Genomic DNA, 22,367 nt, shown 5'->3' with positions numbered 1-22,367 from the left:
TACGGTCCGCGCCGACCCGGTGCCGGCAATGTCTCAGTCGCGTCACTGAGCGAGCCGTTTCCCCTCTCCAGGGCGTTAACTCACATCAGTACGACGCTTTCTGGAGGTGCGAGATGGTGAACGGGCGAACGGTGCTCGAGCGCTTTCCCGCCGGGGGACCGCGAGGATCCTGGCCCGCCGAGGAGTTCGCGCACGCGCGGCGGCAGGAGGGTCTGCCCGCCGAGGTCGTCATGGATCTCGCGACGGACACGTTCCTGGTGATCGTCCGCGTGGGCACCGCCGTCGAGTGAATCCGCTCCGACGCTGACGTGAGCGCCGGGGCGGGTGGGTCGGGGCGGGTGGGTCGGGCGGGTGGGTCGGCTCAGGCCGGTTTGGGAGCGGGCACCTTCCGCGGCGCCGGCGGTTCCGGCTCCGATTCCGGTGCAAGTCCCGGTCCCTTCGCCGTGAACTGCCGCGCCTGGAGCGTGTACAGCTCGGCGTAGACACCGCCTCTGGCCAGCAGTTCCTCGGGGGTGCCGGACTCCACGAGGCGCCCGTGCTCCAGCACGTGCACCAGGTCGGCATGGCGGACCGAGGCCAGCCGGTGCGTGATGAGGACGACCGTCTGCCCGCCGCGCGCCAGCGCCCGGATCTTCTCGAACACCTCCAGCTCGGCCCGCGCGTCCAGCGCCGCCGTCGGCTCGTCCACGATCAGGATGTTGCCGCGCCGGTAGGCGGCCCGGGCGATGCCGAGCCGCTGCCACTGGCCGCCGGACAGCTCGTGCCCGCCGCTGAAGTTCCGGGCCAGCAGGGTGTCCAGACCGCGCGGCAGATCCGCGACCACCTCCTCGGCCCCCGCCTCCGCGATCGAGGCGGCCAGGCGCTCCTCGGTCATCGGCGCGGCGGAGCGGCCCACGGCCACATTCACCCGGGCGGTGAACGGCCAGCGCTTGAAGTCCTGGGCCACCATCGCGATCCGCTCGGCGAGCAGCCGCCGGTCGGCCCGCGCGGCATCGACGTCGTCCCACAGGATCCGGCCCCGGTCCGGCGTGTACAGCCCCGCGAGCAGCTTGACCAGCGTGGTCTTGCCCGAACCGTTCTCGCCGACGAGTGCGATGATCCGGCCGAGGGGGAGGGCCAGGGTCACGTCGTCGAGGGCGGGGCGGGGAGCGCGGGGGACAGGGGCGTCCGCGGTCCGCATGTCACCCGAGCGGACGTCGCCTGAGTCCGCGTCACCCAGGCGAGTGTCACCCTGGAGTGTGTCGCCCGAGTGGGTGTCATTCGAGTGGGTGTCATGCGGGTACGCCCCGCCCGGGTGCGAGTCGTGCGAGTCGTGCGAGTCGTGCGGGTCGTGCGGATAGCTGAAGGTGACGTTCTCGAAGCGGATCTCCTTCGGGTCCTCCGGCAACGGCTCCCCGCCCACCGGGATGGCCCGCTCGGCCGCCGCGACGTACAGCCGTTGCAGATCCCCCACGAAGAGGGCCTCCTCGTGCAGCTGGTTGATCTCCAGCACCAGCGTGTCCAGACTCGCCGCACCCGTGCGGATCGCGATCACCGCCGTACCGGCCACCGCCAGGGCCATCGCCCCGGCCAGCAGCAGCCCGCCCAGCGTCGCGTACGTGGCGAGTGTCGCGAGTCCCGTCCAGGACGCCGCGATCAGACCGGTCCTGGCGGCCAGCCGGGACAGCCGGGCCTGCTCCGCCTCCGCGGTCTCCGACATGGAACGGAAATGGCGCAGCAGGAACGGGCCCACCCCGTGCACCCTGATCTCGGGCGCGGCGGCCGGCTCGGTGAGCAGGCCGCTGATCAGCTGGCCGGCCCGGGCGTGCTGGACCCAGGTGTGGAAGGACTCGTAGCGGCGCCGGGCGTTGGTCAGCGCGCTCCAGGCGCTGGGCAGGGTCATGGTGATCAGCAGGGGCAGCAGCGCCGGATGCAGCACGGTGAGCACCCCCGCGGCGGCGACCAGCGAGATCATCGCGTTGATCACCCGGGCGCTGTAGCCGATCATGTGCCGGGCGGACCGGGCACCGTACTGAGCCGTGTCCAGCAGCTTGTGGAAGGCGTGGTCCTCGATCGCGGCCAGCTCGACGTCGGCGGCCCGCTCCAGGTACAGCTCGGTCGCCACCCGCTCCACCTTGGGTTCGAGGCGTCCGGTGGCGTAGACGGACGCGGCCCGCAGCAGCGCGGCGACCAGCGTCACGACGGCCATCACGAGCAGGGCGGGGCCGGCCGAGCGCAGCCGCTGTTCGATGTCCGGGCCGGTGAGCAGCTTGCCGAGCGCGTTGTTCACGGCCAGCAGGCTCACCGCCTGTGCCGCGCCCCGGCCCACCTCGGCGGCCAGCACCACCCGCGCGGCCCGCGCGTCGGCCTGCCGGGCCAGCCGCAGACTGGACGCCAGCATGCCGGGAAGCCGGACCATCATCGACCGGAAGCTCAGCGCAAGGAAGGCGTCGGCGTGCCGGTTCCACCCCATGTCGTAGCGCAGCGGCCCGCCGAACAGCAGCCGCTCCGACGCCGACACCAGGGGTTCGGCCGCCTCCCGCCTCTTTCTCACCGTGACCTCCCGGATCCCGACGGAACGGCCACTATCGCGGCCGGGACGGAAACCCGGCAGGGCGCGAGACGACGCACGAGGGGCGCGAAGGGAGCACAGTTTGCGACAGGGGGCTACGCGAGTGGGGGCTACGGCGGACGAGGGGCGCGGGCGGCGCCCCACCCGTACCGGAAGCCGCTACGCCGACACGGCCCGCGACCAGTCCGGAGCCGTCCCCGTCACCCGGCACAGGGCCAGGTACAGCGGGATCGGCGGGGTGTACGGAGCCGTGCCCTCCGGGCGATGGATCAGCCGGGCGGGGCCGGTGACCAGCGCGCCGGCCGCGTAATGCGCCGGTGACGGCCAGGGCAGGGCGTAGTCGGAGTCGGACGGAACGATCCACCACCAGTGCGAACCGTCGGCGTACACGCATCCCACCCGCGGCAGCCGGGGCAGGACCAGCGGACCGAGGCGATCGGGCACGGCCACCGCGTCACAGCCGAGCGGAGCCGTCATGCCGTCCGGAAGCGCCAGCCGGTGGCCCGGATCAGGGACCGGCCGCCGACGCTGCAGACGTACCAGGGTGTTCAGGCCGATGCTGTGCTCCTGGGCCGCGCCGGTGCCGCCGGGCCGTCCGGCGCCGCCACCGATGCCGGTCACGGACGCTCCCCACGAAGATGCCGCTCCGAAGCGCGGTACGGGCGCTGCTCCGGAGCCGGATGCCGACGGTGTTCCGGAGCCGCGGTGTACCTGTGCTGTTCCGGATGTGCGGTGTGCTGGTGCCGCTCCGCATGCGCGCCGTGCCCGTGCTGCTCCGGGAGCGCCGTGCGCCTGGGCTGCTCCGGGAGCGGCGGATGTCCGGATCGCTCCGGGAGCGTCGGATGTCCGGATCGCTCCGGGAGCGCTGAACGTCCGGGCTGCTCCGGGAGGTCCGAACGCCGGGGCTGCTCCGGGAGCGCCGGGTGCCGCGGCTGCCCCGCCGCCCCGTTCGGGAACGGCTCGGGCGGCTCCCCCTGACCGCGCCGCGCCGGTCCCCGCCGGCTCCCCTCGGCCGACTGGTCCTCGCCGGAGTCGTCCGGACGGCCCGGCTTGGGGCGTGCGCCCCAGCCCAGGTCGTTGCACGGCTCGGCGAGGTCCCGGGCGGCGTCCGTCCCGTGCGGCAAGTCGGCCCAGACCAGCAGTCCAGGGCCGTGCTCCTGAGTACCCCAGGCCCGGCACAGCGCGTCGACGAGAAGCAACCCCCTCCCGTGCTCCTCGTCGGGTCGCTGCGGAGACGGGTGGGGCTCGCCAGGAGCACAGCCCTCGTCACGGACGGCTATGCGTACCGTGTCGTCGTGGTCATGCAGTTCGCACACGACCCGGCTGCTCGCGGTGTGCACGATCGCATTGGTGACCAGCTCGGATATGACCAGGGCCGCGTTGTCGCAGGTGTCCGCGCACACCGACCAGCCGGACAGCCGGGCGTGCGCCAGGCGTCTCGCCTGGGCGACGGAACCCGGATGTGCGGCCAGCACGAAGCGGAAGGTGCGCTCGGCAGCGCCCCGGTGGAGGGATGCTCCCTCGCCCACTCTCGAACTCGCTCGAGCGGGGGAACCCCCATCGGCGCCGAGACCGGAACGGTCTGCGGCGGCATCTGTTCCTAAGGGCGCGGACGGAATCACGCCTGCCACTATCTCCCCGCCACGGACACTTGGCAAGAGTCACTCTGAAAAATGCAGAGTGCTGTGTGACTCGGTGAGGGGGCGTGGCACACTGCTCGCAACAGCACCTCGCGCGGCGCCAATTGGAGTCGTCGGAGATCCGAACCGGTCTTCGAATGAATCTTCGAATGGCGCCGCAGGGCTGTCAGGAAACTTTCGGTGAGGCTTGTCGGTGGAGGTGGCAGCGTGAGCGAGCCGCGGTCCGCGCCGACCGTGGGCCAGGTGGTCCTCGGCAGGCGCCTGCTGGACCTGCGGGAACGCGCCGGACTGAAGCGCGAGGAGGCCGCCCGTGTCCTCCGCGTCGCCCCCGCAACCGTCCGCCGCATGGAGATGGCCGAGGTCGCCCTCAAAATCCCCTACCTGCAACTACTGCTGAAGGCCTACGGCGTTCCCGACGACGAGGCCGAGGTCTTCGTCCAGCTGGCCGAGGAGGCGAACAGGCCGGGCTGGTGGCAGCGGTTCCACGACATCCTGCCCGGCTGGTTCTCCATGTACGTCAGCCTGGAGGGTGCCGCCGGCCTGATCCGCTCCTACGAACCGCACTTCGTCCCCGGCCTGCTCCAGACCGAGGACTACGCGCGTGGGGTGCTCAAATCCGGTGCCATCGGCCAGACGAGCCCGGACGACATCGAGCGGCACGTCGCGCTGCGCATGCAACGCCAGGACCTGCTCACCCGTCCCGACGCCCCGCGTTTCTGGGCGGTGATGGACGAGACCGCCCTGCGCCGCACGGTCGGCGGCCCGGAGGTGATGCGCGCGCAGATCGACAAGTTGCTTGAGGCCACGAAGCTGCCCCATGTGACGCTCCAGGTCGCCCCGTTCGCCAACGGGCCGCACCCGGGGACGTACGGGCCCTTCGTGCTGTTCCGATTTGCCATGTCAGAACTGCCGGACATGGTCTACAGCGAGTACCTGACCGGCGCCGTCTACCTGGACGCGCGCACCGAGGTGGCGACCCACCTCGAGGTCATGGACCGCATGGCGGCGCAGGCCGCGACGGCACAACGCACGAAGGAGATCCTCCGGGATCTCCGCAAGGAGCTGTGAATGGATCGCATCAAGCCGCGCGGACGGGTCTACAACGGTATGCCCGCGCGGGAGCTGGGCAGCGAGGGGTGGCACAAGCCCTGGAGCGGCGGCAACGGCGGAAACTGCCTGGAGGCGATGAAGCTGGCCGACGGCCGGATCGCGGTGCGCCAGTCGACCGACCCGGACGGGCCGGCGCTGATCTACACCATGGACGAGATGACCGCCTTCATCGAGGGCGCCAAGGCGGGGGTGGCCGACTTCCTGCTGTCCTGAACGGTCCTGCGGCCCGACTGGCGGCCCCGCGACGGCTTTTGTTTTCTTTTATCTCAACTTCCCCCTTGTGAACATGACTTGTTCTATGGCTTGTCTATGACTTGAGTACCCATCGTGTCCGGTCGTGTCCGGCGCTTACGCAGTGCCGCATGACAGGGCTGAACCCGACCGCCATCGGGCTCGGCACCGTATCCCCACCGAACCGAACCGAACCGAACCGAACCCGTACCGGCCCGTCAAGCAGTTCGGCGTGCCGGTACCCCGCTCACTCCGGCGGCAGCACCCCGCACAGCGCGTCGAGCGCCGCCCCATAGGCGTGCTCGGCCGCCGCCGCATACCCCACCACCAGGCCGTCACCTGCCGCAGTCGGGCTCTGCGGATGCCGGAACGCGGCCAGACCGTCGAGCGCGATGCCCTGCCAGGCCGCGGCCTTCAGGGCCGACCGCTCGGTGCCGGGCGGCAGCCGCAACACGGCGTGCAGCCCGGCCGCGATGCCCGTCACCTCGACATGCGGCGCGTGCACGGCCAGCGCCGCGACGAGCCGGTCACGCCGGCGCCGGTACTGCTGCCGCATACGCCGCACATGACGGTCGTACGATCCACAGCCGACGAAGTCCGCCAGAGCCAGCTGGTCCAGAACGCTCGCCCACGCCTCCCGCTCGCCCTTCGCCGCCAGCACCGGCTCCACATAGCGCCGCGGCAGGACCATCCACCCCAGCCGCAGCGCCGGCGACAGGCTCTTGCTCACCGACCCGATGTGGATCACCTGATCCGGGTCCAGACCCTGCAGCGCTCCGACGGGGCGCCGGTCGTACCGGAACTCGCCGTCGTAGTCGTCCTCCAGCACCACCGCCCCGCGCGCGCGTGCCCAGTCGATCACCGCGGTCCGGCGCTCCGCGTGCAGCGGACCTCCGGTCGGGAACTGGTGCGCCGGTGTCAGCAGCACCGCCCGCTCCCGCCCGAGCGCCGCCACCTGTGCGCCGTGTTCGTCCAGCGGCAGCGGCACGGTGCGCACCCCGGCCGCCGCGAGCAGCTCCCGGTGAAAGCCCAGGCCGTACCCCTCCACGGCGAGCGGACCGCGCAGCACCCCGCCGACAGCCGGCCCCTTCTGCGTGCCCCGGCCGAAAAGCAGCCGCAGCGCGTGCGCGAAGCCCGAGCAGATCACGATGCGGTCCGGCTCGGTACGCACCCCGCGCGCACGAGCCAGGTACTCCGTCAGCGTCTCCCGCAGCTCCCGGCGCCCAGCCGGATCTCCGGGCCCGAACGCCTCGTTCGGCGCCGCCTGCAACGCCCGGCGGTACGAGGCCGCCCAGGCCGCGCGCGGAAAGGCCGACGCGTCCGGCGAACCCTGCCTCAGATCGTGCCGCGGCCCGTGCGCGGACACAGGGGCCCGCACGGGCGTCCGCAGGGCGGGCCGCAGCGGTTCGGCCCGCTCGGCGACCCGGGTCCCCGAGCCCTGCCGGGCGGTCAGCCAACCCTCCGCGACCAGCTCCGCGTAGGCGTCGGCCACCGTGTTGCGGGCCACGCCCAGATCCGCTGCGAGCGACCGGTACGGCGGCAGCCGGGTGCCCGGCGCGAGCCGGCCGCCGCGCACGGCGTCCCGCAGCGCCCTCGTCAGCGCCGCCCGCCGGCTGCCCGGTCCGGACAGCTCCAGATGCAGATCGGCACCGATCCGCTCCGCGGAATTGACCCACGATTCCTCCATGAAAGTGCACCCTACAGCCGGTCTTTCCGACCCATAGATTGATGCACATGACGACGACCAACACCCCCGCTGCCGCCCTCACCACCGCCACTGACACCGCCACCACCGACACCGCTGCCACCACCGACACCACTGCCACCACCGTCATGGACCCCGCCACCGGGATCGCCATCGCCGAGGCCGCCCGTACCCGTCTGGACTTCGCGAAGGCCGCGCCGAAGGTCTTCCGCGCGATCATCGGCTTCGACGCCGCCGCCCGACAGGGCCTCGCCCCGTCCCTGGTCGAACTGATCCAGATCCGCGCCTCCCATCTCAACCACTGCGCCTACTGCCTGCACATGCACACCAACGACGCCCGCAAGGCCGGCGAGAACGAGGACCGGCTCCACATGGTCGCCGTCTGGCGCGAGGCCCGGCACTTCTTCACCCCCAAGGAACAGGCCGCCCTCGCCCTGACGGAGGCGGTGACGCTGGTCGCCGACGGCGGTGTCCCCGACACCGTCTACGCCGAGGCCGCCGCCCACTTCGAGGAGGAGGAACTCGCCCACGTCCTCTCCCTGATCCTCGCGATCAACACGTGGAACCGCGTGGCCCTGGCCACGGGGAAGGTCGCGGGTACGGATGAGCGCACCGGCTGACACCTACACCCCCCTCGCATCGGACCTCGGTCGCGACGCCACGGTGCAGCGCCGGCGACGCCACGGCCGCGCCACGAGGCCGCCACGGCCGCGCCACGAGGCCGCCACGGCCGCGCCACGGTGCTGCCGCGACGGCGCGGTGGACCCGCTCAGGCCGCCTCCGGCCGCCTCAGGCCGCTCAGACCACCATCGGCCGGTCGCTGGGCACGATCGGCGCTGGGAGCTGGGAACTTCCCGTCAGATAGTGGTCGACGGCCGCCGCGACCGCCCGCCCCTCCGCTATCGCCCACACGATGAGCGACTGCCCGCGCGCCGCGTCCCCGGCGGCGAACACCCCGGGGACGTTGGTCGCGAAGCCCTCGTCCCGGGAGATCGTGCCGCGCGGCTGCAGCGCCAGCCCCAGCTGCTCGATCAGTCCGTCCTCCTGGTCGGGCCCGGAGAAGCCGAGTGCGAGCAGCACCAGATCGGCGGGGAGCGTCCGCCCGGTGTCCGGCACCGGAGCCCGCCGCTCGTCGACCTCCACGAGATGCAGTGACCGTACAGACCCCCTCTCGTCCCCGATGAAGTGGAGCGTGGACGCCGCGAAGAGCCGCGCGTCCGCGTCCGCCGCCGGTGCCGTACGCAGATCCCGCGCCTCCTCGTGCGCGGCCGACAGCCGGTAGATCTTCGGGTACGTAGGCCACGGCTCGGCGTCTTCGTCGCGCTCCGTACCCGGCAGCGCGTAGATGTCCAGCTGGGACACGGACGCGGCCCCCTCGCGCACCGCGGTCCCCAGGCAGTCCGCCCCGGTGTCCCCGCCGCCGACGATCACCACATGCTTGCCCGCGGCCGACAGCGGCGATACCTCCAGATCCCCCTCGCACACCCGATTGGACAGCGGCAGATACTCCATCGCCTGGTGTATCCCGTTCAACGCCCGGCCCGGCACCGGAAGTTCCCGCCACGCCGTGGCACCCGTCGCGATCACCACCGCGTCGTACCGGGTCCGCAGCTCGTCCGCCGCGACATCCCGGCCGACCGTCGTCGACGTACGGAACTTCGTCCCCTCGGCCCGCATCTGCTCGATACGGCGCTCCAGGTGCCGCTTCTCCATCTTGAACTCGGGGATGCCGTAACGCATCAGCCCCCCGATCCGGTCGTCCTTCTCGTACACCGCGACCGTGTGCCCGGCCCGGGTCAGCTGCTGTGCAGCGGCGAGCCCGGTCGGCCCGGAGCCGACGACGGCGACCGTCTTCCCGGAGAGCCGCTCGGGCGGGCAGGGCGGGGTGAAGCCTTCCTCCCACGCCCGGTCGGCGATCGCGCACTCGACGTTCTTGATGGTGACGGCCGGCTGGTTGATCGCCAGCACACACCCCGCCTCGCACGGCGCCGGGCACAACCGGCCGGTGAACTCGGGAAAGTTGTTGGTGGCGTGCAGCCGGTCGCTCGCGGCCCGCCAGTCCTCCCGCGACACCAGGTCGTTCCACTCGGGGATGAGATTGCCCAGCGGGCAGGCCTGATGGCAGAACGGGATACCGCAGTCCATACAGCGATCGGCCTGCTTGCTGATGATGGGCAGCAGCGCACCCGGGACGTACACCTCGTCCCAGTCCCGCACCCGCTGCTCGACGGGCCGCCGCGGCCACTCCTGGCGCGGCGTGTGCATGAACCCCTTGGGATCGGCCATGGCGTCTCCTCGCGTACGGGCACCGGAGGCACCGGGTGTACGAAGGGCTGTGCGTATTCGGGCGGCACTCTTTCGGCCACGATACGTCTCCGCCGACAGGCGCGCAGAGTGGCGGACAGCGCTTTCTGCAAGGTATTCCCCAAGGCGCGGCCGGCCCGCGCCCTGCCACCCGCACCGCGGCCACACTGATCGCGTTCATCGGCCGCGACCCCCTGCGCGGACGGCAACGCCGCGAGCCCCCGGATCACGAAGGCCGAGAACCCGTAGAAGACACCGGCCACCAGCCCGGTCCCAGGGATCCCCACCACGACCAGCACGAAGAACGGCCCGTCGATCATCTCCACCCCCCCCGATTCCGTAGATGTCGCCTCCGGGCCCTCAGCCCGTGTCCTCTCCGGCCCCTTGCCACGCCCGCAGCACGCTCTCCACGGCCGGTGCGATCCTGCGCCGGGCCTCATACCGCGACACCCCGCTCATCAGCAGCTCGTCGTAGGGCGTGTCCACATGCCGTACGCCCGCCACGACCGCCGAGATCACCGCGCCCTCGGTCAGCGCCCGCCCGGCCGCGCTGCGCCCGACCCGTCCGCTGCCCCGCACCGACGCATGGGCGGCGATCGCCCGGGACCGTTCGGCCGGGCAACCGGGAAACAGCCGGAGAATCTCGGCCGCGAACGCCGCCGCGAACCGCTCGTCCTCCGCCGCCCTGCGCTGCGCGTCCCGCGTCCGACGCCGGCGCCGTGCCTCCGCGTCCGCCAGACAGCGGGCCTCGGCCCTGGCCAGCGCGGGCTCCTCCACGAGCACGCCCTGGCGCTCGTAGCGGCTCTTGCGCCGGTTGAACCGCACCACCACCACCGAGAGCGTGCTCTCTTCCCGCGCCCTGCGGGTCAGGGCCGTGTCGCCGCGCGGCAGAAACACCAGGTGCCCGAGGTCGGCACAGTCCAGGCACCGCGGTGCGCCGTCCTCCAGCACCAGCATCGACAGCGGACCGCGCCGGCAGCCGGCACACCGCTTGCGCTTCAGCGGCTGGACCACGACAAGCCGACCGGGGGAGTGGGGAGTCGAGGGAAGCGCCATACACGGTACTTTCCCCGTCACCGCCCACGCCTCCCATCCCCGCCCTCACCGCTCCCGGCGCTCCGGCGCCACGTCCTTGTACTCCTTCCACCCCTCGTCTTTTCCTGTCGTTCGCCGCGACCGTCCTTATCGCTCAAGGAAGTTGAACACCGACACCCGCGTACGATGCCGCACCGGTTTCTCGATCTCGTCCACCGTCGCCACCGCGAGATCCGCGTACGACAGCCATGGCTCGCGGCTGCCGGCGGGCAGCTGCTCCCCACCGACGCGGTACCGCCCCGTCCGGGCGCCGCCGTGGTCCAAGTGGCCGGCGGGCGTGAGCATCGCCCAGTCGACGGGACCGCCCCCGCGTTCGCGCAGCCGGTTCAGCCCGGCGGTGTGCGCCAACGCGAACGGCCGGATCTCCCGCGGGAACGCGAGCGGGTCGTCCATCACCGGCCGCCCGTCCGCACCGAGCAGATTCGCCCCCAGGCCCACCGCCACGAGCCGTCCCACTCCGGCCGCGGCGAGCCCGTCGAGCAGTGCGTCGGCCGCCTTCACGAAGAACCGGGGATCCAGCGTGTCGAAGCCCTGCTCCGGCCCGCTGAACGGCGAGACCGCGTGCACGGCCCCGACGTGCCCGGCGGCGGTCGCCGTCACCGACCCGGCATCGGTGACGTCACCCCGCACGACCGTGACACACTCCGCCCGAAGATCCGGATACCGAGCCGGATCCCGCACCACGGCCGTCACCGCGTACCCGCGCGCGCGTGCCTCGGCCGTCACCGCCCGCCCCGCCCGGCCCCCCGCACCGAAGACCACGATTGCACCCATCCCCAACCTCCAAGCCCTGCGCTGCTGTTCGCGTCGGATCGGGACGTTAGGTGCCGGGCCCCCGGTTACCGCAACGGAACCGGCGCTACCCTCGACGGATGACCGAAGCGACGGACCGCGACCGGGCCGCACCTCTCGATCCCGACATGTTCCACCCCCTCTGTCCGTCCTCCGTGATGCCCTTCCGGGTCGGTGACAAGTGGTCCGGCATGGTGATCCGCTGCCTCCAGGACGGCCCGCGCCGCTTCGGTGAACTCCGCGTCCCGCTCAAGGCCGTCACACCCAAGGTGCTCAGCGAAACCCTGCGCGCGATGGAGCGCGACGGCCTGGTGACCCGCACCGCGTACGAAGAGAACCCGCCCCGGGTCGACTACGCCCTCACCCCGCTGGGCCGCACCCTGATCCCCCTTCTCGACGCGGCCCGCGCCTGGAGCGAAACCCACCTCCCCGCCCTGCTCGCGGCCCGCCACGCCGCCGGCCCCCGCGCCTGACCACTCCATCGATGCCGACCGGAACGATCGGGCCCGCCGACGTTCCTGCCTGGCACGACCGACCCGCGCCGGCCTTGACGCCGGCCCTCCGCGTCACCGTGTCTTCGCGCCGGCCCGGGCGCCGCTCTCCCGGACCACCCGGCATCATGGGCCCTGTGCGACTCGAAGCGATCACCTGGGACCGGTTGGCCGAGCGGCTCGCCGACCGGCTGGCCGGTGCGGCACCGGCCGACGGCGGGGCCTGGCAGCGCGCCGGCTTCGACGGGGCTCCGGCCGCCCGCCCGGGAGACCTCGCCGCGCGCGTCGGCGAGGCACTGAGGGTGCGTGGCCGCCCCTCGCTCGTGATCGGCACCGAGGGCTTCCTGCGCCCCGCCTCGCTGCGGCTGGAACACGGGCGGCGGGACGCCGAGTCGTACTACGGCGGATGGTTCGACACGGGCGCCCTGTGGCGCGAGGTCTTCGGGCCGCTCGACCCCGGAGGCAGCGGGCGTGTCCTGCCCGATCTGTGGGATCCGGCCACGGACCGGGCAACCCGCAGCTCCTACGCCCAACTCCCGCCCGGCGGGATCCTGTTGCTCCACGGCCCCCTCCTGCTGCGTCACTGGTTTCCCTTCGACCTGACCGTGCACCTCCTCCTCTCCCCGGGCGCCCTGCGCCGCCGTACCCCCGAGGCCGATCACTGGACCCTCCCCGCCTTCGAACGCTACGAGGCCGAGACCGACCCGGCCGGGACGGCGGACGTGCTGGTGCGCGCCGACGACCCGCGCCACCCCGCCTGGAACGGCTGAGCCGACACAGCGCCCGGACAGCTGGCCCGTCCCGCCCGCCGTTCAGGACGGCGACGTCTGCGTGATCATCGACTGACGGACTGACGGACTGACGGACTGACGGACTGACGGACTGACGGACTGACGGACTGGCGGACTGGCGGACTGGCGGACTGGCGGACTGGCGGGACGGGGGGACTGGCAGCGGTGCTGTTTGTCCGGAGCCCTTCCAGCCGTCCCGCGGCTCCGCCGCTCTCAGAGCCAGCCGTTGCGCCGAAAGCCCCGGTACAGGACCAGACACGCTCCCGCCATCACGGCCATGATCAGCGGATATCCGAACCGCCAGTGCAGCTCCGGCATGTGCTCGAAGTTCATGCCGTACACCCCGCACACCATCGTCGGCACGGCGATCACCGCGGCCCAGGCCGTGATCTTCCGCATGTCCGAGTTCTGTGCGACGGTCACCTGCGCGAGATGTGCCTGCAGGATGGAGTTGAGCAGTTCGTCGAACGCGGCGATCTGGTCCTTCGCCCGGATCAGATGGTCGAGCACATCCCGGAAATAGGCCTGTATCTCCGGGGCGATGACCCGTATCGGCCGGGTGGCCAGATCCTCCACCGGACGGCCCAACGGCACCACTGCCCGCTTCAGTTCCAGCAGTTCACGCTTCATCTGGTAGATGCGGCCCGGATCGAGGCGCGCGCCGTCCTCCGAGAAGACGTCCGTCTCGACCTGGTCGATGTCGGCCTGCACCGCGTCCGTGACGTTCAGATAGTCGTCGACCACATGGTCGGCGATCGCGTGCAACACCGCGGCCGGCCCCTTGGAGAGCTGGTACGGATGTGCCTCCAGATCCTCGCGCAGCGGGCCCAGCGAGCCGTGCCGGCCATGCCGCACCGTGACCACGAAGTCCTCGCCGACGAACACCATGATCTCGCCGGTGTCCACCACCTCGCTGGTCGCCGTCAGCTGCTCGTGCTCCACGTAGCAGACGGTCTTGAACACCGCGAAGAGTGTGTCCCCGTAGTGCTCCAGCTTCGGCCGCTGATGCGCCTCGACCGCGTCCTCCACCGCCAGCGGATGCAGGTCGAACAGCTCGGCGATGCCCGCGAACTCCCGGTCCGTCGGCTCGTGCAGCCCGAGCCAGACGAAGCCCTCGCCGGTCTTGCGCACCATCCGTACGGCATCCACCAGGTCGGTACACGCGGGCACCCGCACACCGTCCTGGTACATCACGCAGTTCACCACCGACGAGCCCAGCGGTGACCTGGCGGGGTGGCTCAGGTCCACGCGAGGCCGGCGCCGTGCGAGCCGCGCCACTTTGCGCAGGCCGCCGACCCTGCCCAGCCCCGTGACCTTTCGCAGATTCCCTGCCATGGACATCTGGATCTCCTCGTGTGGATCTCCGTGCAACGCTTCCGTGCCTTTGCCCGGCAAGTCTGCCAGCCTCGGGCAAAGCGCGGGCAAGCCTGTGGGAACGGGGAGTTCCGCTTGGTTCCCGCCTGTGGAGGAAGGAGTGGGCGAACCGGACAAGTCGGGCGACTGGAATGATCGGGAGCATGACGCAATCCGACGGGTACCTCCTGGACAACCGGCAGAACGAGGCGGGTGAACGTTTCGACGCCTTCGCCTCCCTCTTCGACCCCACGACCTTCCGGCACCTCGAAGGTCTCGGTGTCGGACCGGGCTGGCGCTGCTGGGAAGCAGGGGCCGGCGGCACCTCCGTGGTCTCCTGGCTCGCCGGGAAGGTGGGGCCGGCCGGGCAGGTCGTCGCCACCGACATCGACGCCTCGCGTCTAACCCCCGCGGCCCGCCCGCCGGTGGAGGTCCGCGTCCACGACGTGGGCGCCGAGGAGCCGCCGGGGGAGGGCTTCGACCTGGTCCACGCCCGGCTGGTCCTCGTCCATGTGCCCGACCGCGAACGGGCCTTGCGTTCCATGATCAAGTCTCTGCGGCCGGGTGGACGGCTGCTGGTCGAGGACGCGGACCCCGCCCTTCAGCCCCTGACCTGTCCCGACGAGCACGGCCCCGAGGAGCGGCTCACCAACCGGCTGCGCCAAGGCTTCCGCAGACTGCTCGCCGAGCGCGGCGCCGACCTCTCCTACGGCCGCAAGCTCCCGCGGCTGCTCCGGGAGGCCGGACTGCATGGTGTGGAGGCCCACGCGTACTTCCCCATGGCCTCACCCGCCTGTACCGCTCTGGAGGCCGCGACGGTCCGTCAGATCCGTGACCGGCTCGTCTCCGCCGGCCTGGCCACCGATGCGGAGATCGACGAGCACCTGGCACATGTGGAGGCCGGTTCCATGGACCTGGCCACCGCACCGATGATCTCGGCGTGGGGTCGCAAGGAGTAGCCGAGACGACGTCGGGAGCCCGAAGGCGCCGGATCCTTTCCGTCGGCGTCGGCCGGCTGCCGGAGCCCAGCTGAGCGCCGGCAACCGGCTTACCGCGTTCCGCGCGCCTAGTCCGGCTTTCGGTGTTCGCCCTGATGCCCGTCGTTCCGGTCGCCCTGACTCCCCTCGCCCCGGTGCGGTGGTCTGGCGCCGACCCGGCCCACCGCCTCCGCGCCCGCCCGGCAGCCTCGTGCCGCCGCCTCCTCCGGGGCCGCGCCCGCGAGCAGGGCGGCGAGGAAGCCGCCGGTGAAGGCGTCACCCGCGCCCGTGGTGTCGCGGGGTGCCGCCGGCACGGCCGGTACGCGGACCGGCGCGGCGCCGGTACGGGCCACCAGCGCCCCCTCCGCACCCGCCTTGGCCACCACCAGCGGCACGTGCCGGCTCAGCTTGGCCGCCGCGTCCGCCGGATCCGCCAGCCCGGTCAGCAGACATGCCTCGTCCCGGCTGGGCAGCAGCACATCCACGCCCTCCGCGAACGCCAGGAATCGGCTCACCCCCAGCTCCACCAGGAAACCGGCGGACGCGGGATCCAGGCTGACCGGCACACCACGCGCGCGTGCCGCCGCGAGCGCCGTCCCGGCTAGTGCGCGGCTCGACTCCGTGAACAACAGATAGCCCGACAGATGCAGCCGGCCCACCCCGTCGAGCAGAGCGTCCGACCAGTCCGCGGGGCCGAGCCGCAATGACGCGCCGCTTTCCGTCAGAAACGTCCGCTCGCCCGCCGCGCCCGTGTCGACGAGACAGATCACCGTTCCGGTGGCCGCCTCCCGGTCCAGCACAAGCCTGGGCCGCACCCCGGCCGCGACCAGCTCCCGCTCGTGCCACGCGGCGGCGTCCGCGCCGACCCGCCCCAGCAGCCGTACGTCCGAGCAGCCCGTGTGAGCGGCCCAGCAGGCCACATTGGCCCCCGCCCCGCCGGGCAGCGTCCGGATCACGGCAGCCGTGTCGGTGCCGGCCGCGAGCGGCCCCCGGTGCCGGGCGACCACATCCGTGACCACGTCCCCGACGACCAGCAGTGCTCCGTTCCGGCCGGCGGTCACCCCCTGGTCCACGCCGTGGCGATCCGCGCCGCCAGCCGTACGTTTCCGCGCACCGCCGCCAGGTTGGCGCTCAGCGAGGCACCGTCGGTGTGCCGGACCAGGTAGTCCAGCAGGAACGGGGTCACCGCCTGCCCGGTGACCCCCTGATCCGCGCAGGCGCGCAGCGCGTCGGCGAGTACGCGCGCGTGCAGCTCGGGATCGAGTTGGTCCGCCTGTGCCACGGGCTGGGCGACGATCAGCGCCGACTCCGGCGCGTCCAGCGCCTCCTGGGCGCGCATGACGGCGGCGATCTGGTCCGGAGTGTCCAGCGTCCAGTCGACCGGATGCCCCGAGTCCGCCAGGTAGAAGCCCGGGAAGCGGTCCGTGCCGTACCCCGCGACGGCCACGCCCAGCGTCTCCAGCCGCTGCAGCGTCGCCGGCACGTCCAGGATCGACTTCACGCCCGCGCACACCACCGTGATCCGGGTGCGTGCCAGCAGCCCCAGGTCGGCGGACTCGTCCTGCGTCACCGTCCACTCCCGGTGCACCCCGCCCAGGCCGCCGGTGGCGAACACCCGGACCCCGGCCAGCGCGGCCAGCTGCGCCGTCGCCGATACCGTGGTCGCTCCGCTCGCCCCCGCCGCCACGGCGAGCGGCAGGTCACGGTGGCCCAGCTTGCGGATGCCGTCCTCGTTCGCGACCCGCTCCAGCTGCTCCTTGTCCAGACCCACCCGCGGCCGGCCGTCGAGCACGGCGACGGTCGCCGGCACGGCGCCCTCCCGCCGCACCACTTCCTCCAGCTCCAGCGCCACCTGCAGATTGCGCGGCCGGGGCAGGCCGTGCGCGATGATCGTGGACTCCAGGGCCACCACCGGCCGCCGCGCGTCGATCGCCTCGCGGACTTCCTCCGACACCACCAGCACCATGTGCCCGTCTCCTGTCCGTCGGTCCTTTCTCATCTCTGGCGGGCGCCGGCCATGGATAAACGCTTGTGGCCTGTGGGCCGGGCCACCAGCCTGGGTCGTATGAGGAACAACACCATGCGCCTCGACCACGTCGTCCTGTGGGTGGCCGACCCCGTCGCCGCGGCCGCCTTCTACGAGACGGCCGTCGGCCTGGAGCCGCTCGGAGTCGCCGAGTTCACGGAGGGGACGGTGTCCTTCCCCTCCGTGCGCGTCAACGAGGAGACCATCCTCGACCTCGCCCCGTACACCTTCGTCGAACGGATGAGGATGCTGCCCGGCTCCGCCGACAGCGCCGGCCACCCCGTCAACCACGTCTGCCTGTCCCTGCCGGCCGACGCCTTCGACGCCCTGCGCGCCCGCCTGGACGAACACGGCGTCCCCGTGTCGGGCATCGACCACGGCCTGTCCGGTGCCCGCGGCGACGCCACCCGCAGCTTCTACTTCCGCGACCCCGACGGCAACGTCTTCGAAGCCCGGCACTACGCCGACTAGCCGCGCTTGGAACCGGTCAGAACAGCGGCTCGGGCAGCACACCCTCCAGGGCGAGCAGCTTCCGCTTGGTCTCCAGGCCGCCACCGAAACCGCCGATGCCGCCACCGCTCTCCACCACCCGGTGGCACGGCACCACCACCGGAAGCGGATTGGCGCCCATCGCCGCACCGACCGCCTGTGCCCCTCCGGGTTGTCCGACTCGCCCCGCCAGGTCGCCGTACCCCACCACGGCGCCGTACGGCACACCGGAGGCCAGCTCCCGCAGGACCTGCCGGTTGAACCCGGAGATCAGCGACCAGTCCAGCGGCAGGTCGAAGTCGTGCCGCTCGCCAGCGAAGTACGCCCGCACCTGACGTATCGCCTCCGCCAGCAGCGGCGACCGCGGATCCTCCACGGGCTGGCCGCCCAGCCGGGCTGCCAGCCGCTCCAGAGCCCGGTCGCGCACCGCGTCCGAGGCGTGGAAGACGACGTTGACCAGGCCGTCGCTGGTCGCCGCCAGCATCAGCGGGCCGATGTCCGTGCCGATCACGGCCCACTCGACGCGCTGCCCATCCTGCCCATGGCTGTCCATGCGCCCACGGTACGACCCGCCACTGACAACGCCCGCCCGGCTCAGTGCGCACCCAGTGCCGCCCGCACCACGTCGGGCTTGTTGGTGATGATCCCGTCGACTCCGTAACCGGCGACCCTGCGGGTGGTGGCCGCGTCGTCCACCGTCCAGGTGAACACCTCAAGCGGTCGGCCGTGCGGCCCGTCGAGGGCGTGCGCCGCGCCGGTGTAATCCCTGGTCAGCGATGCGTGCGAGGGATTGACCAGATCCGTGAAGCGAGCGAACCCGGGCAGTTGCGCCACGGTGGGCGTACCGAGGTAGGCGGTGGTGATCGCGGGCTTCAGCTCGTGGACGGTCCGCACGCTGTCGGCACTGAAGCTCTGCACGACCAGCCGCCCCCGATGCCCCTCGTCCAGCCACCCCTCGTCGCCGAGCAGCTTCAGCGTCTGCTGCTCGATGCCGGGATACAGCTCCGGGTTCTTGACCTCCAGGAGCAGGTTCTCGTGGTTGTGATCGACCCGGCGCATGTACTGCTGGAGCGTCGGCACGCGCGCGCCCGCGTAGGCGGGGGAGAACCAGCTGCCCGCGTCCAGCCGGGCGATCTCGGCGGCGGTGAAGTCGCGTACCTTCCACGGAGCCCGGTCCGGAAAGACGTCCTCGACGTTCGTGGTGCGCTGCAGGCTGTCGTCGTGCAGGACGACCAGCTCGCCGTCCTTGGTGCGCTGGACGTCGTTCTCGACCCAGGAGAAGCCCAGCGCGGCGGCCTTGTCGATGGAGGCCAGCGTGTTCTCGGGCGCGTAGGCGGATGCGCCCCGGTGGGCGATCACCGTGGGCACGCCGTCCTCTCTGGCCCGGGCATCGGAGATGGGGCTCAGCAGAACCGTCACCGTCCCCAGGGCCGCGGCGACCGCGGTGGCGACTACGCGCGCGTACATGCGTACTCCTCGCGACGAGCGAATACCGACAGCTCCAGACTGACAGCAGAGGGTCAACGACACTCGGGCGCACGATGGCCACAGATTGAATGGCGGCACCCAAGGCCGCTCACCGGTGCCGCACAACTGAGGCAAGGCCGTGTTTCTTTGCCGGAAAATCGTTCGACCATTCCGGTGGGGGTCATACTCTCTGCGACAACCCTGACCGCCCGCGCGGTCCTGGGACGGGGGCATATTCAAGTATTCCGGGACGCAAGAGGGCGGAAGGGCAGCCGCGCATGCAAGGCACGGTCGACGGATTCAGTTACGGGGCCGTCACCCCGTTGGCGGCCTATCTGATGGCCTGCCTCGGCGGCGCCCTCGGCCTGCGCTGCACCTCACGGTCTCTGCTGGTCACGCACTCCCGGCGACCTGCCTGGCTGGCCCTCGGCGCGGCGGCGATCGGCTCCGGCATATGGACCATGCACTTCGTCGCCATGATGGGCTTCACCATCGAGGAGACGACGATCCACTACGACCAGCCGATGACCTACGCGAGTCTCGGGGTCGCCGTCGTCATGGTCGGCGTCGGCATCTTCATCGTCGGCTACCGCGGTGCCACCGGGACCCCGCTCTTCACCGGCGGCACGATCACCGGCCTCGGTATCGCCTCCATGCACTACCTCGGCATGGCGGGCGTCCGCTTCCACGGCCGGTTCACCTACGACACGCTCACCGTCGCCGCCTCCGTCGTCATAGCGGTCGTCGCCGCCATCACCGCGCTGTGGGCGGCCGGGCAGGTGCGAGGCTTCCTGTGGAGCATGGGCGCGAGCCTCGTCATGGGGCTCGCGGTCAGCGGCATGCACTACACCGGGATGGCCGCCCTCGGCGTCCACCTCGACGGCGTCTCCCACACCGGCGGGACCGGGCCCGGAGCGTCCCTGCTCACGCCCATGCTGATCGGTCCGCTCGCCTTCCTGCTCCTCGCGGGCGCCGTCGTGATCTTCGACCCGCTGATGGTCGCGGGCCGCCCCGACTGGACACCCGTCGAGCGCAAGCCGGGCGTACCGGCCACCGCCGTCGCCTCCCACGCGGACCGCCGCCCCGCCCCCCACCAGGGGATTCGCGCGGCCCGTCGGCCTGAGCACCACCGTTCCCGCACCCCGCAGAATCGCTGATCCGGGCCCGTTGTCAGTGCGGGGTCGTACGGTGGATGACATGCGGCCCGTTTCCCACATCGAACGCACGGTGGCGCCCTTCGAGGTCGTCAGTCCCTACCAGCCCAGCGGCGACCAGCCGACGGCCATCGCCGACCTGGCCAAGCGCATCGAGGCCGGTGAGAAGGATGTCGTCCTCCTGGGCGCGACCGGCACCGGCAAGTCCGCCACCACCGCGTGGATGATCGAGAAACTCCAGCGCCCGACGCTCGTGATGGCGCCGAACAAAACCCTGGCCGCCCAGCTGGCCAACGAGTTCCGCGAGCTGTTGCCGAACAACGCGGTCGAGTACTTCGTCTCGTACTACGACTACTACCAGCCCGAGGCCTACGTCCCGCAGTCGGACACCTACATCGAGAAGGACTCCTCGATCAACGAGGAGGTCGAACGGCTGCGCCACTCGGCCACCAACTCGCTGCTCACCCGCCGCGACGTCATCGTCGTCGCCTCGGTGTCCTGCATCTACGGCCTCGGCACCCCCCAGGAGTACGTGGACCGCATGGTCCCGCTCAGAGTCGGTGACGAGATCGACCGGGACGAGCTGCTGCGCCGCTTCGTCGACATCCAGTACACGCGTAACGACATGGCCTTCACCCGTGGCACCTTCCGGGTCCGCGGCGACACCATCGAGATCTTCCCGGTCTACGAGGAGCTGGCCGTCCGCATCGAGATGTTCGGCGACGAGATCGAGGCGCTGTCGACGCTCCATCCGATCACCGGCGAGATCATCAGCGACGACCAGCAGCTGTACGTCTTCCCCGCCTCCCACTACGTCGCCGGCCCCGAGCGCATGGAGCGGGCCGTCAACGACATCGAGAAGGAGCTGGGGGAGCGCCTGGCGGAGCTGGAGAAGCAGGGCAAGCTCCTGGAGGCCCAGCGCCTGCGCATGCGCACCACGTACGACATCGAGATGCTCCGCCAGATCGGCACCTGCTCCGGCGTGGAGAACTACTCGATGCACTTCGACGGCCGTCTGCCCGGCTCCCCGCCCAACACTCTGCTGGACTACTTCCCGGACGACTTCCTGCTCGTCATCGACGAGTCGCACGTCACGGTCCCGCAGATCGGCGCGATGTACGAAGGCGACGCCTCCCGCAAGCGCACTCTCGTCGACCACGGTTTCCGTCTGCCTTCCGCCCTGGACAACCGCCCCCTGAAGTGGGAGGAGTTCCAGGAGCGCATCGGGCAGACCGTCTACCTGTCGGCCACCCCTGGCACCTATGAGCTGTCGCGCGGGGACGGCGTCGTCGAGCAGATCATCCGCCCGACCGGCCTGATCGACCCGGAGGTCGTGGTCAAGCCCACCGAGGGCCAGATCGACGACCTGGTGCACGAGATCCGCAAGCGGACCGAGAAGGACGAGCGCGTCCTGGTGACCACGCTGACCAAGAAGATGGCCGAGGACCTCACCGACTACTTCCTGGAAATGGGCATCCAGGTGCGCTATCTGCACAGCGATGTCGACACCCTGCGCCGCGTCGAGCTGCTGCGCGAGCTGCGCGCCGGCGAGTACGACGTCCTGGTCGGCATCAACCTCCTCCGGGAGGGACTGGACCTGCCCGAGGTGTCCCTGGTGGCGATCCTCGACGCCGACAAGGAGGGCTTCCTCCGCTCGGGCACCTCGCTGATCCAGACCATCGGCCGTGCGGCGCGCAACGTCTCCGGCCAGGTCCATATGTACGCGGACAAGATCACCCCGGCGATGGAGAAGGCCATCGAGGAGACCAATCGCCGCCGGGAGAAGCAGGTCGCCTACAACAAGGCGAACGGTATCGACCCGCAGCCCCTGCGGAAGAAGATCAACGACATCGTCGCGCGGATCGCCCGCGAAGAGGTCGACACCGAACAGCTCCTCGGCTCCGGGTTCCGCAAGTCGAAGGACGGCAAGGCCGCGAAGGCCCCTGTCCCGTCGCTCGGCGGCAAGGCGGGCAAGGGCGCGAAGGCCGGCAAGGCGGCCAAGGGCGCGACGGTGCCCACGGATCGTCCGGCGGCCGAACTGGCGGGGCAGATCGAGGAGATGACCGAGCGCATGCGCGCCGCCGCCGCTGAGCTGCAGTTCGAGATCGCGGCCCGGCTGCGCGACGAGGTCTCCGAGATGAAGAAGGAACTGCGCCAGATGCGGGAGGCCGGCCTCGCCTGAGCCGCCGCC

21 protein-coding genes and 1 pseudogene are annotated in these 22,367 nt (G+C 71.5%); 10 read left to right on the top strand and 12 right to left on the bottom strand.

The window, feature by feature from the left end; translation table 11 throughout:
• The first annotated feature begins 113 nt into the window (after positions 1-113).
• Positions 114-290, top strand: coding sequence for a hypothetical protein (locus ACF073_RS30140; protein ID WP_392074566.1), 177 nt, complete (start codon positions 114-116; stop codon positions 288-290).
• A gap of 71 nt (positions 291-361) precedes the next feature.
• On the opposite strand, the gene ACF073_RS30135 is transcribed toward ACF073_RS30140, so the two are convergent.
• From ACF073_RS30135 to ACF073_RS30125, 3 genes and pseudogenes are all read right to left on the bottom strand, one after another.
• Positions 362-2,452 carry an ABC transporter ATP-binding protein gene (locus ACF073_RS30135; RefSeq protein WP_392074754.1) on the bottom strand — a complete coding sequence of 697 codons (2,091 nt, stop codon included), beginning with the start codon at positions 2,450-2,452 and terminating at the stop codon, positions 362-364.
• A 258-nt stretch (positions 2,453-2,710) separates the two neighbouring features.
• A complete protein-coding gene (locus tag ACF073_RS30130) occupies positions 2,711-3,163 on the bottom strand; it encodes a hypothetical protein (RefSeq protein ID WP_392074753.1) in 453 nt (150 codons plus the stop codon).
• 359 nt (positions 3,164-3,522) lie between these two features.
• Positions 3,523-4,182 (bottom strand): annotated as a pseudogene (locus ACF073_RS30125) (ATP-binding protein); the annotation flags it as partial.
• A gap of 216 nt (positions 4,183-4,398) precedes the next feature.
• Here ACF073_RS30125 and ACF073_RS30120 point away from each other — a divergent pair.
• Positions 4,399-5,259, top strand: coding sequence for a helix-turn-helix domain-containing protein (locus ACF073_RS30120; RefSeq protein WP_392074565.1), 861 nt, complete (start codon positions 4,399-4,401; stop codon positions 5,257-5,259).
• Positions 5,260-5,514, top strand: a complete 255-nt coding sequence (locus tag ACF073_RS30115) for a DUF397 domain-containing protein (RefSeq protein WP_392074564.1) — start codon at positions 5,260-5,262, stop codon at positions 5,512-5,514.
• A gap of 265 nt (positions 5,515-5,779) precedes the next feature.
• On the opposite strand, the gene ACF073_RS30110 is transcribed toward ACF073_RS30115, so the two are convergent.
• The gene (locus ACF073_RS30110) at positions 5,780-7,219 is read right to left on the bottom strand and encodes a PLP-dependent aminotransferase family protein (protein ID WP_392074563.1); all 1,440 of its coding nucleotides are present in this window, start codon (positions 7,217-7,219) and stop codon (positions 5,780-5,782) included.
• A gap of 47 nt (positions 7,220-7,266) precedes the next feature.
• Between ACF073_RS30110 and ACF073_RS30105 the strand changes: the two genes are divergently transcribed.
• Positions 7,267-7,857 carry a carboxymuconolactone decarboxylase family protein gene (locus ACF073_RS30105; protein WP_392074562.1) on the top strand — a complete coding sequence of 197 codons (591 nt, stop codon included), beginning with the start codon at positions 7,267-7,269 and terminating at the stop codon, positions 7,855-7,857.
• A gap of 178 nt (positions 7,858-8,035) precedes the next feature.
• Here ACF073_RS30105 and ACF073_RS30100 read toward each other — a convergent pair whose 3' ends face one another.
• The 3 genes from ACF073_RS30100 to ACF073_RS30090 form a co-directional block, all read right to left on the bottom strand.
• Positions 8,036-9,523, bottom strand: coding sequence for a glutamate synthase subunit beta (locus ACF073_RS30100; RefSeq protein ID WP_392074561.1), 1,488 nt, complete (start codon positions 9,521-9,523; stop codon positions 8,036-8,038).
• Between the two features lie 378 nt (positions 9,524-9,901).
• Positions 9,902-10,597 (bottom strand): DUF2293 domain-containing protein, encoded by a 696-nt coding sequence (locus ACF073_RS30095; RefSeq protein WP_392074560.1) that lies wholly within the window; start codon positions 10,595-10,597, stop codon positions 9,902-9,904.
• Between the two features lie 126 nt (positions 10,598-10,723).
• Positions 10,724-11,410 carry an NAD(P)-dependent oxidoreductase gene (locus ACF073_RS30090; protein ID WP_392074559.1) on the bottom strand — a complete coding sequence of 229 codons (687 nt, stop codon included), beginning with the start codon at positions 11,408-11,410 and terminating at the stop codon, positions 10,724-10,726.
• Positions 11,411-11,508: 98 nt separating this feature from the next.
• Here ACF073_RS30090 and ACF073_RS30085 point away from each other — a divergent pair, with 98 nt between their 5' ends.
• Both ACF073_RS30085 and ACF073_RS30080 read left to right on the top strand, forming a co-directional pair.
• A complete protein-coding gene (locus ACF073_RS30085) occupies positions 11,509-11,901 on the top strand; it encodes a winged helix-turn-helix transcriptional regulator (RefSeq protein ID WP_392074558.1) in 393 nt (130 codons plus the stop codon).
• Between the two features lie 155 nt (positions 11,902-12,056).
• Entirely contained in the window at positions 12,057-12,689 is a 633-nt protein-coding gene (locus tag ACF073_RS30080) for a uridine kinase (RefSeq protein WP_392074557.1), read from the top strand.
• Positions 12,690-12,923: 234 nt separating this feature from the next.
• Here the strand turns inward: ACF073_RS30080 and corA are convergent, their stop codons facing one another.
• Positions 12,924-14,051 carry a magnesium/cobalt transporter CorA gene (gene corA, locus ACF073_RS30075; RefSeq protein WP_392074556.1) on the bottom strand — a complete coding sequence of 376 codons (1,128 nt, stop codon included), beginning with the start codon at positions 14,049-14,051 and terminating at the stop codon, positions 12,924-12,926.
• Between the two features lie 176 nt (positions 14,052-14,227).
• Between corA and ACF073_RS30070 the strand changes: the two genes are divergently transcribed.
• On the top strand, positions 14,228-15,022 hold the full coding sequence (locus tag ACF073_RS30070; RefSeq protein ID WP_392074555.1) for a methyltransferase: 795 nt from the start codon (positions 14,228-14,230) through the stop codon (positions 15,020-15,022).
• A 107-nt stretch (positions 15,023-15,129) separates the two neighbouring features.
• Here the strand turns inward: ACF073_RS30070 and ACF073_RS30065 are convergent, their stop codons facing one another.
• Together ACF073_RS30065 and ACF073_RS30060 are read right to left on the bottom strand one after the other, a co-directional pair.
• A complete protein-coding gene (locus ACF073_RS30065; protein ID WP_392074554.1) occupies positions 15,130-16,113 on the bottom strand; it encodes a carbohydrate kinase family protein in 984 nt (327 codons plus the stop codon).
• A complete protein-coding gene (locus ACF073_RS30060; protein ID WP_392074553.1) occupies positions 16,098-17,006 on the bottom strand; it encodes a pseudouridine-5'-phosphate glycosidase in 909 nt (302 codons plus the stop codon). The genes ACF073_RS30065 and ACF073_RS30060 overlap by 16 nt, the downstream gene beginning before the upstream one ends.
• A 99-nt stretch (positions 17,007-17,105) precedes the next feature.
• Here ACF073_RS30060 and ACF073_RS30055 point away from each other — a divergent pair, with 99 nt between their 5' ends.
• Positions 17,106-17,537, top strand: coding sequence for a VOC family protein (locus ACF073_RS30055; RefSeq protein ID WP_392074552.1), 432 nt, complete (start codon positions 17,106-17,108; stop codon positions 17,535-17,537).
• A 16-nt stretch (positions 17,538-17,553) separates the two neighbouring features.
• Here ACF073_RS30055 and ACF073_RS30050 read toward each other — a convergent pair whose 3' ends face one another.
• Positions 17,554-18,108: a methylated-DNA--[protein]-cysteine S-methyltransferase gene (locus tag ACF073_RS30050; RefSeq protein WP_392074551.1), complete on the bottom strand. Its 555-nt coding sequence runs from the start codon at positions 18,106-18,108 to the stop codon at positions 17,554-17,556.
• Positions 18,109-18,149: 41 nt separating this feature from the next.
• Entirely contained in the window at positions 18,150-19,022 is an 873-nt protein-coding gene (locus ACF073_RS30045) for a glycerophosphodiester phosphodiesterase (RefSeq protein ID WP_392074550.1), read from the bottom strand.
• 278 nt (positions 19,023-19,300) lie between these two features.
• Between ACF073_RS30045 and ACF073_RS30040 the strand changes: the two genes are divergently transcribed.
• Both ACF073_RS30040 and uvrB read left to right on the top strand, forming a co-directional pair.
• Positions 19,301-20,179, top strand: coding sequence for an MHYT domain-containing protein (locus ACF073_RS30040; RefSeq protein WP_392074549.1), 879 nt, complete (start codon positions 19,301-19,303; stop codon positions 20,177-20,179).
• Positions 20,180-20,219: 40 nt separating this feature from the next.
• Positions 20,220-22,358 carry an excinuclease ABC subunit UvrB gene (gene uvrB, locus ACF073_RS30035; RefSeq protein WP_392074548.1) on the top strand — a complete coding sequence of 713 codons (2,139 nt, stop codon included), beginning with the start codon at positions 20,220-20,222 and terminating at the stop codon, positions 22,356-22,358.
• Positions 22,359-22,367 lie beyond the last annotated feature (9 nt).

The organism is Streptomyces sp. NPDC015171, from assembly GCF_043079545.1.
GTDB lineage: Bacteria > Actinomycetota > Actinomycetes > Streptomycetales > Streptomycetaceae > Streptomyces.
The sequence above is the reverse complement of the archived record's forward strand: the minus strand, read 5'-3'. Positions and strand labels throughout refer to the sequence as shown.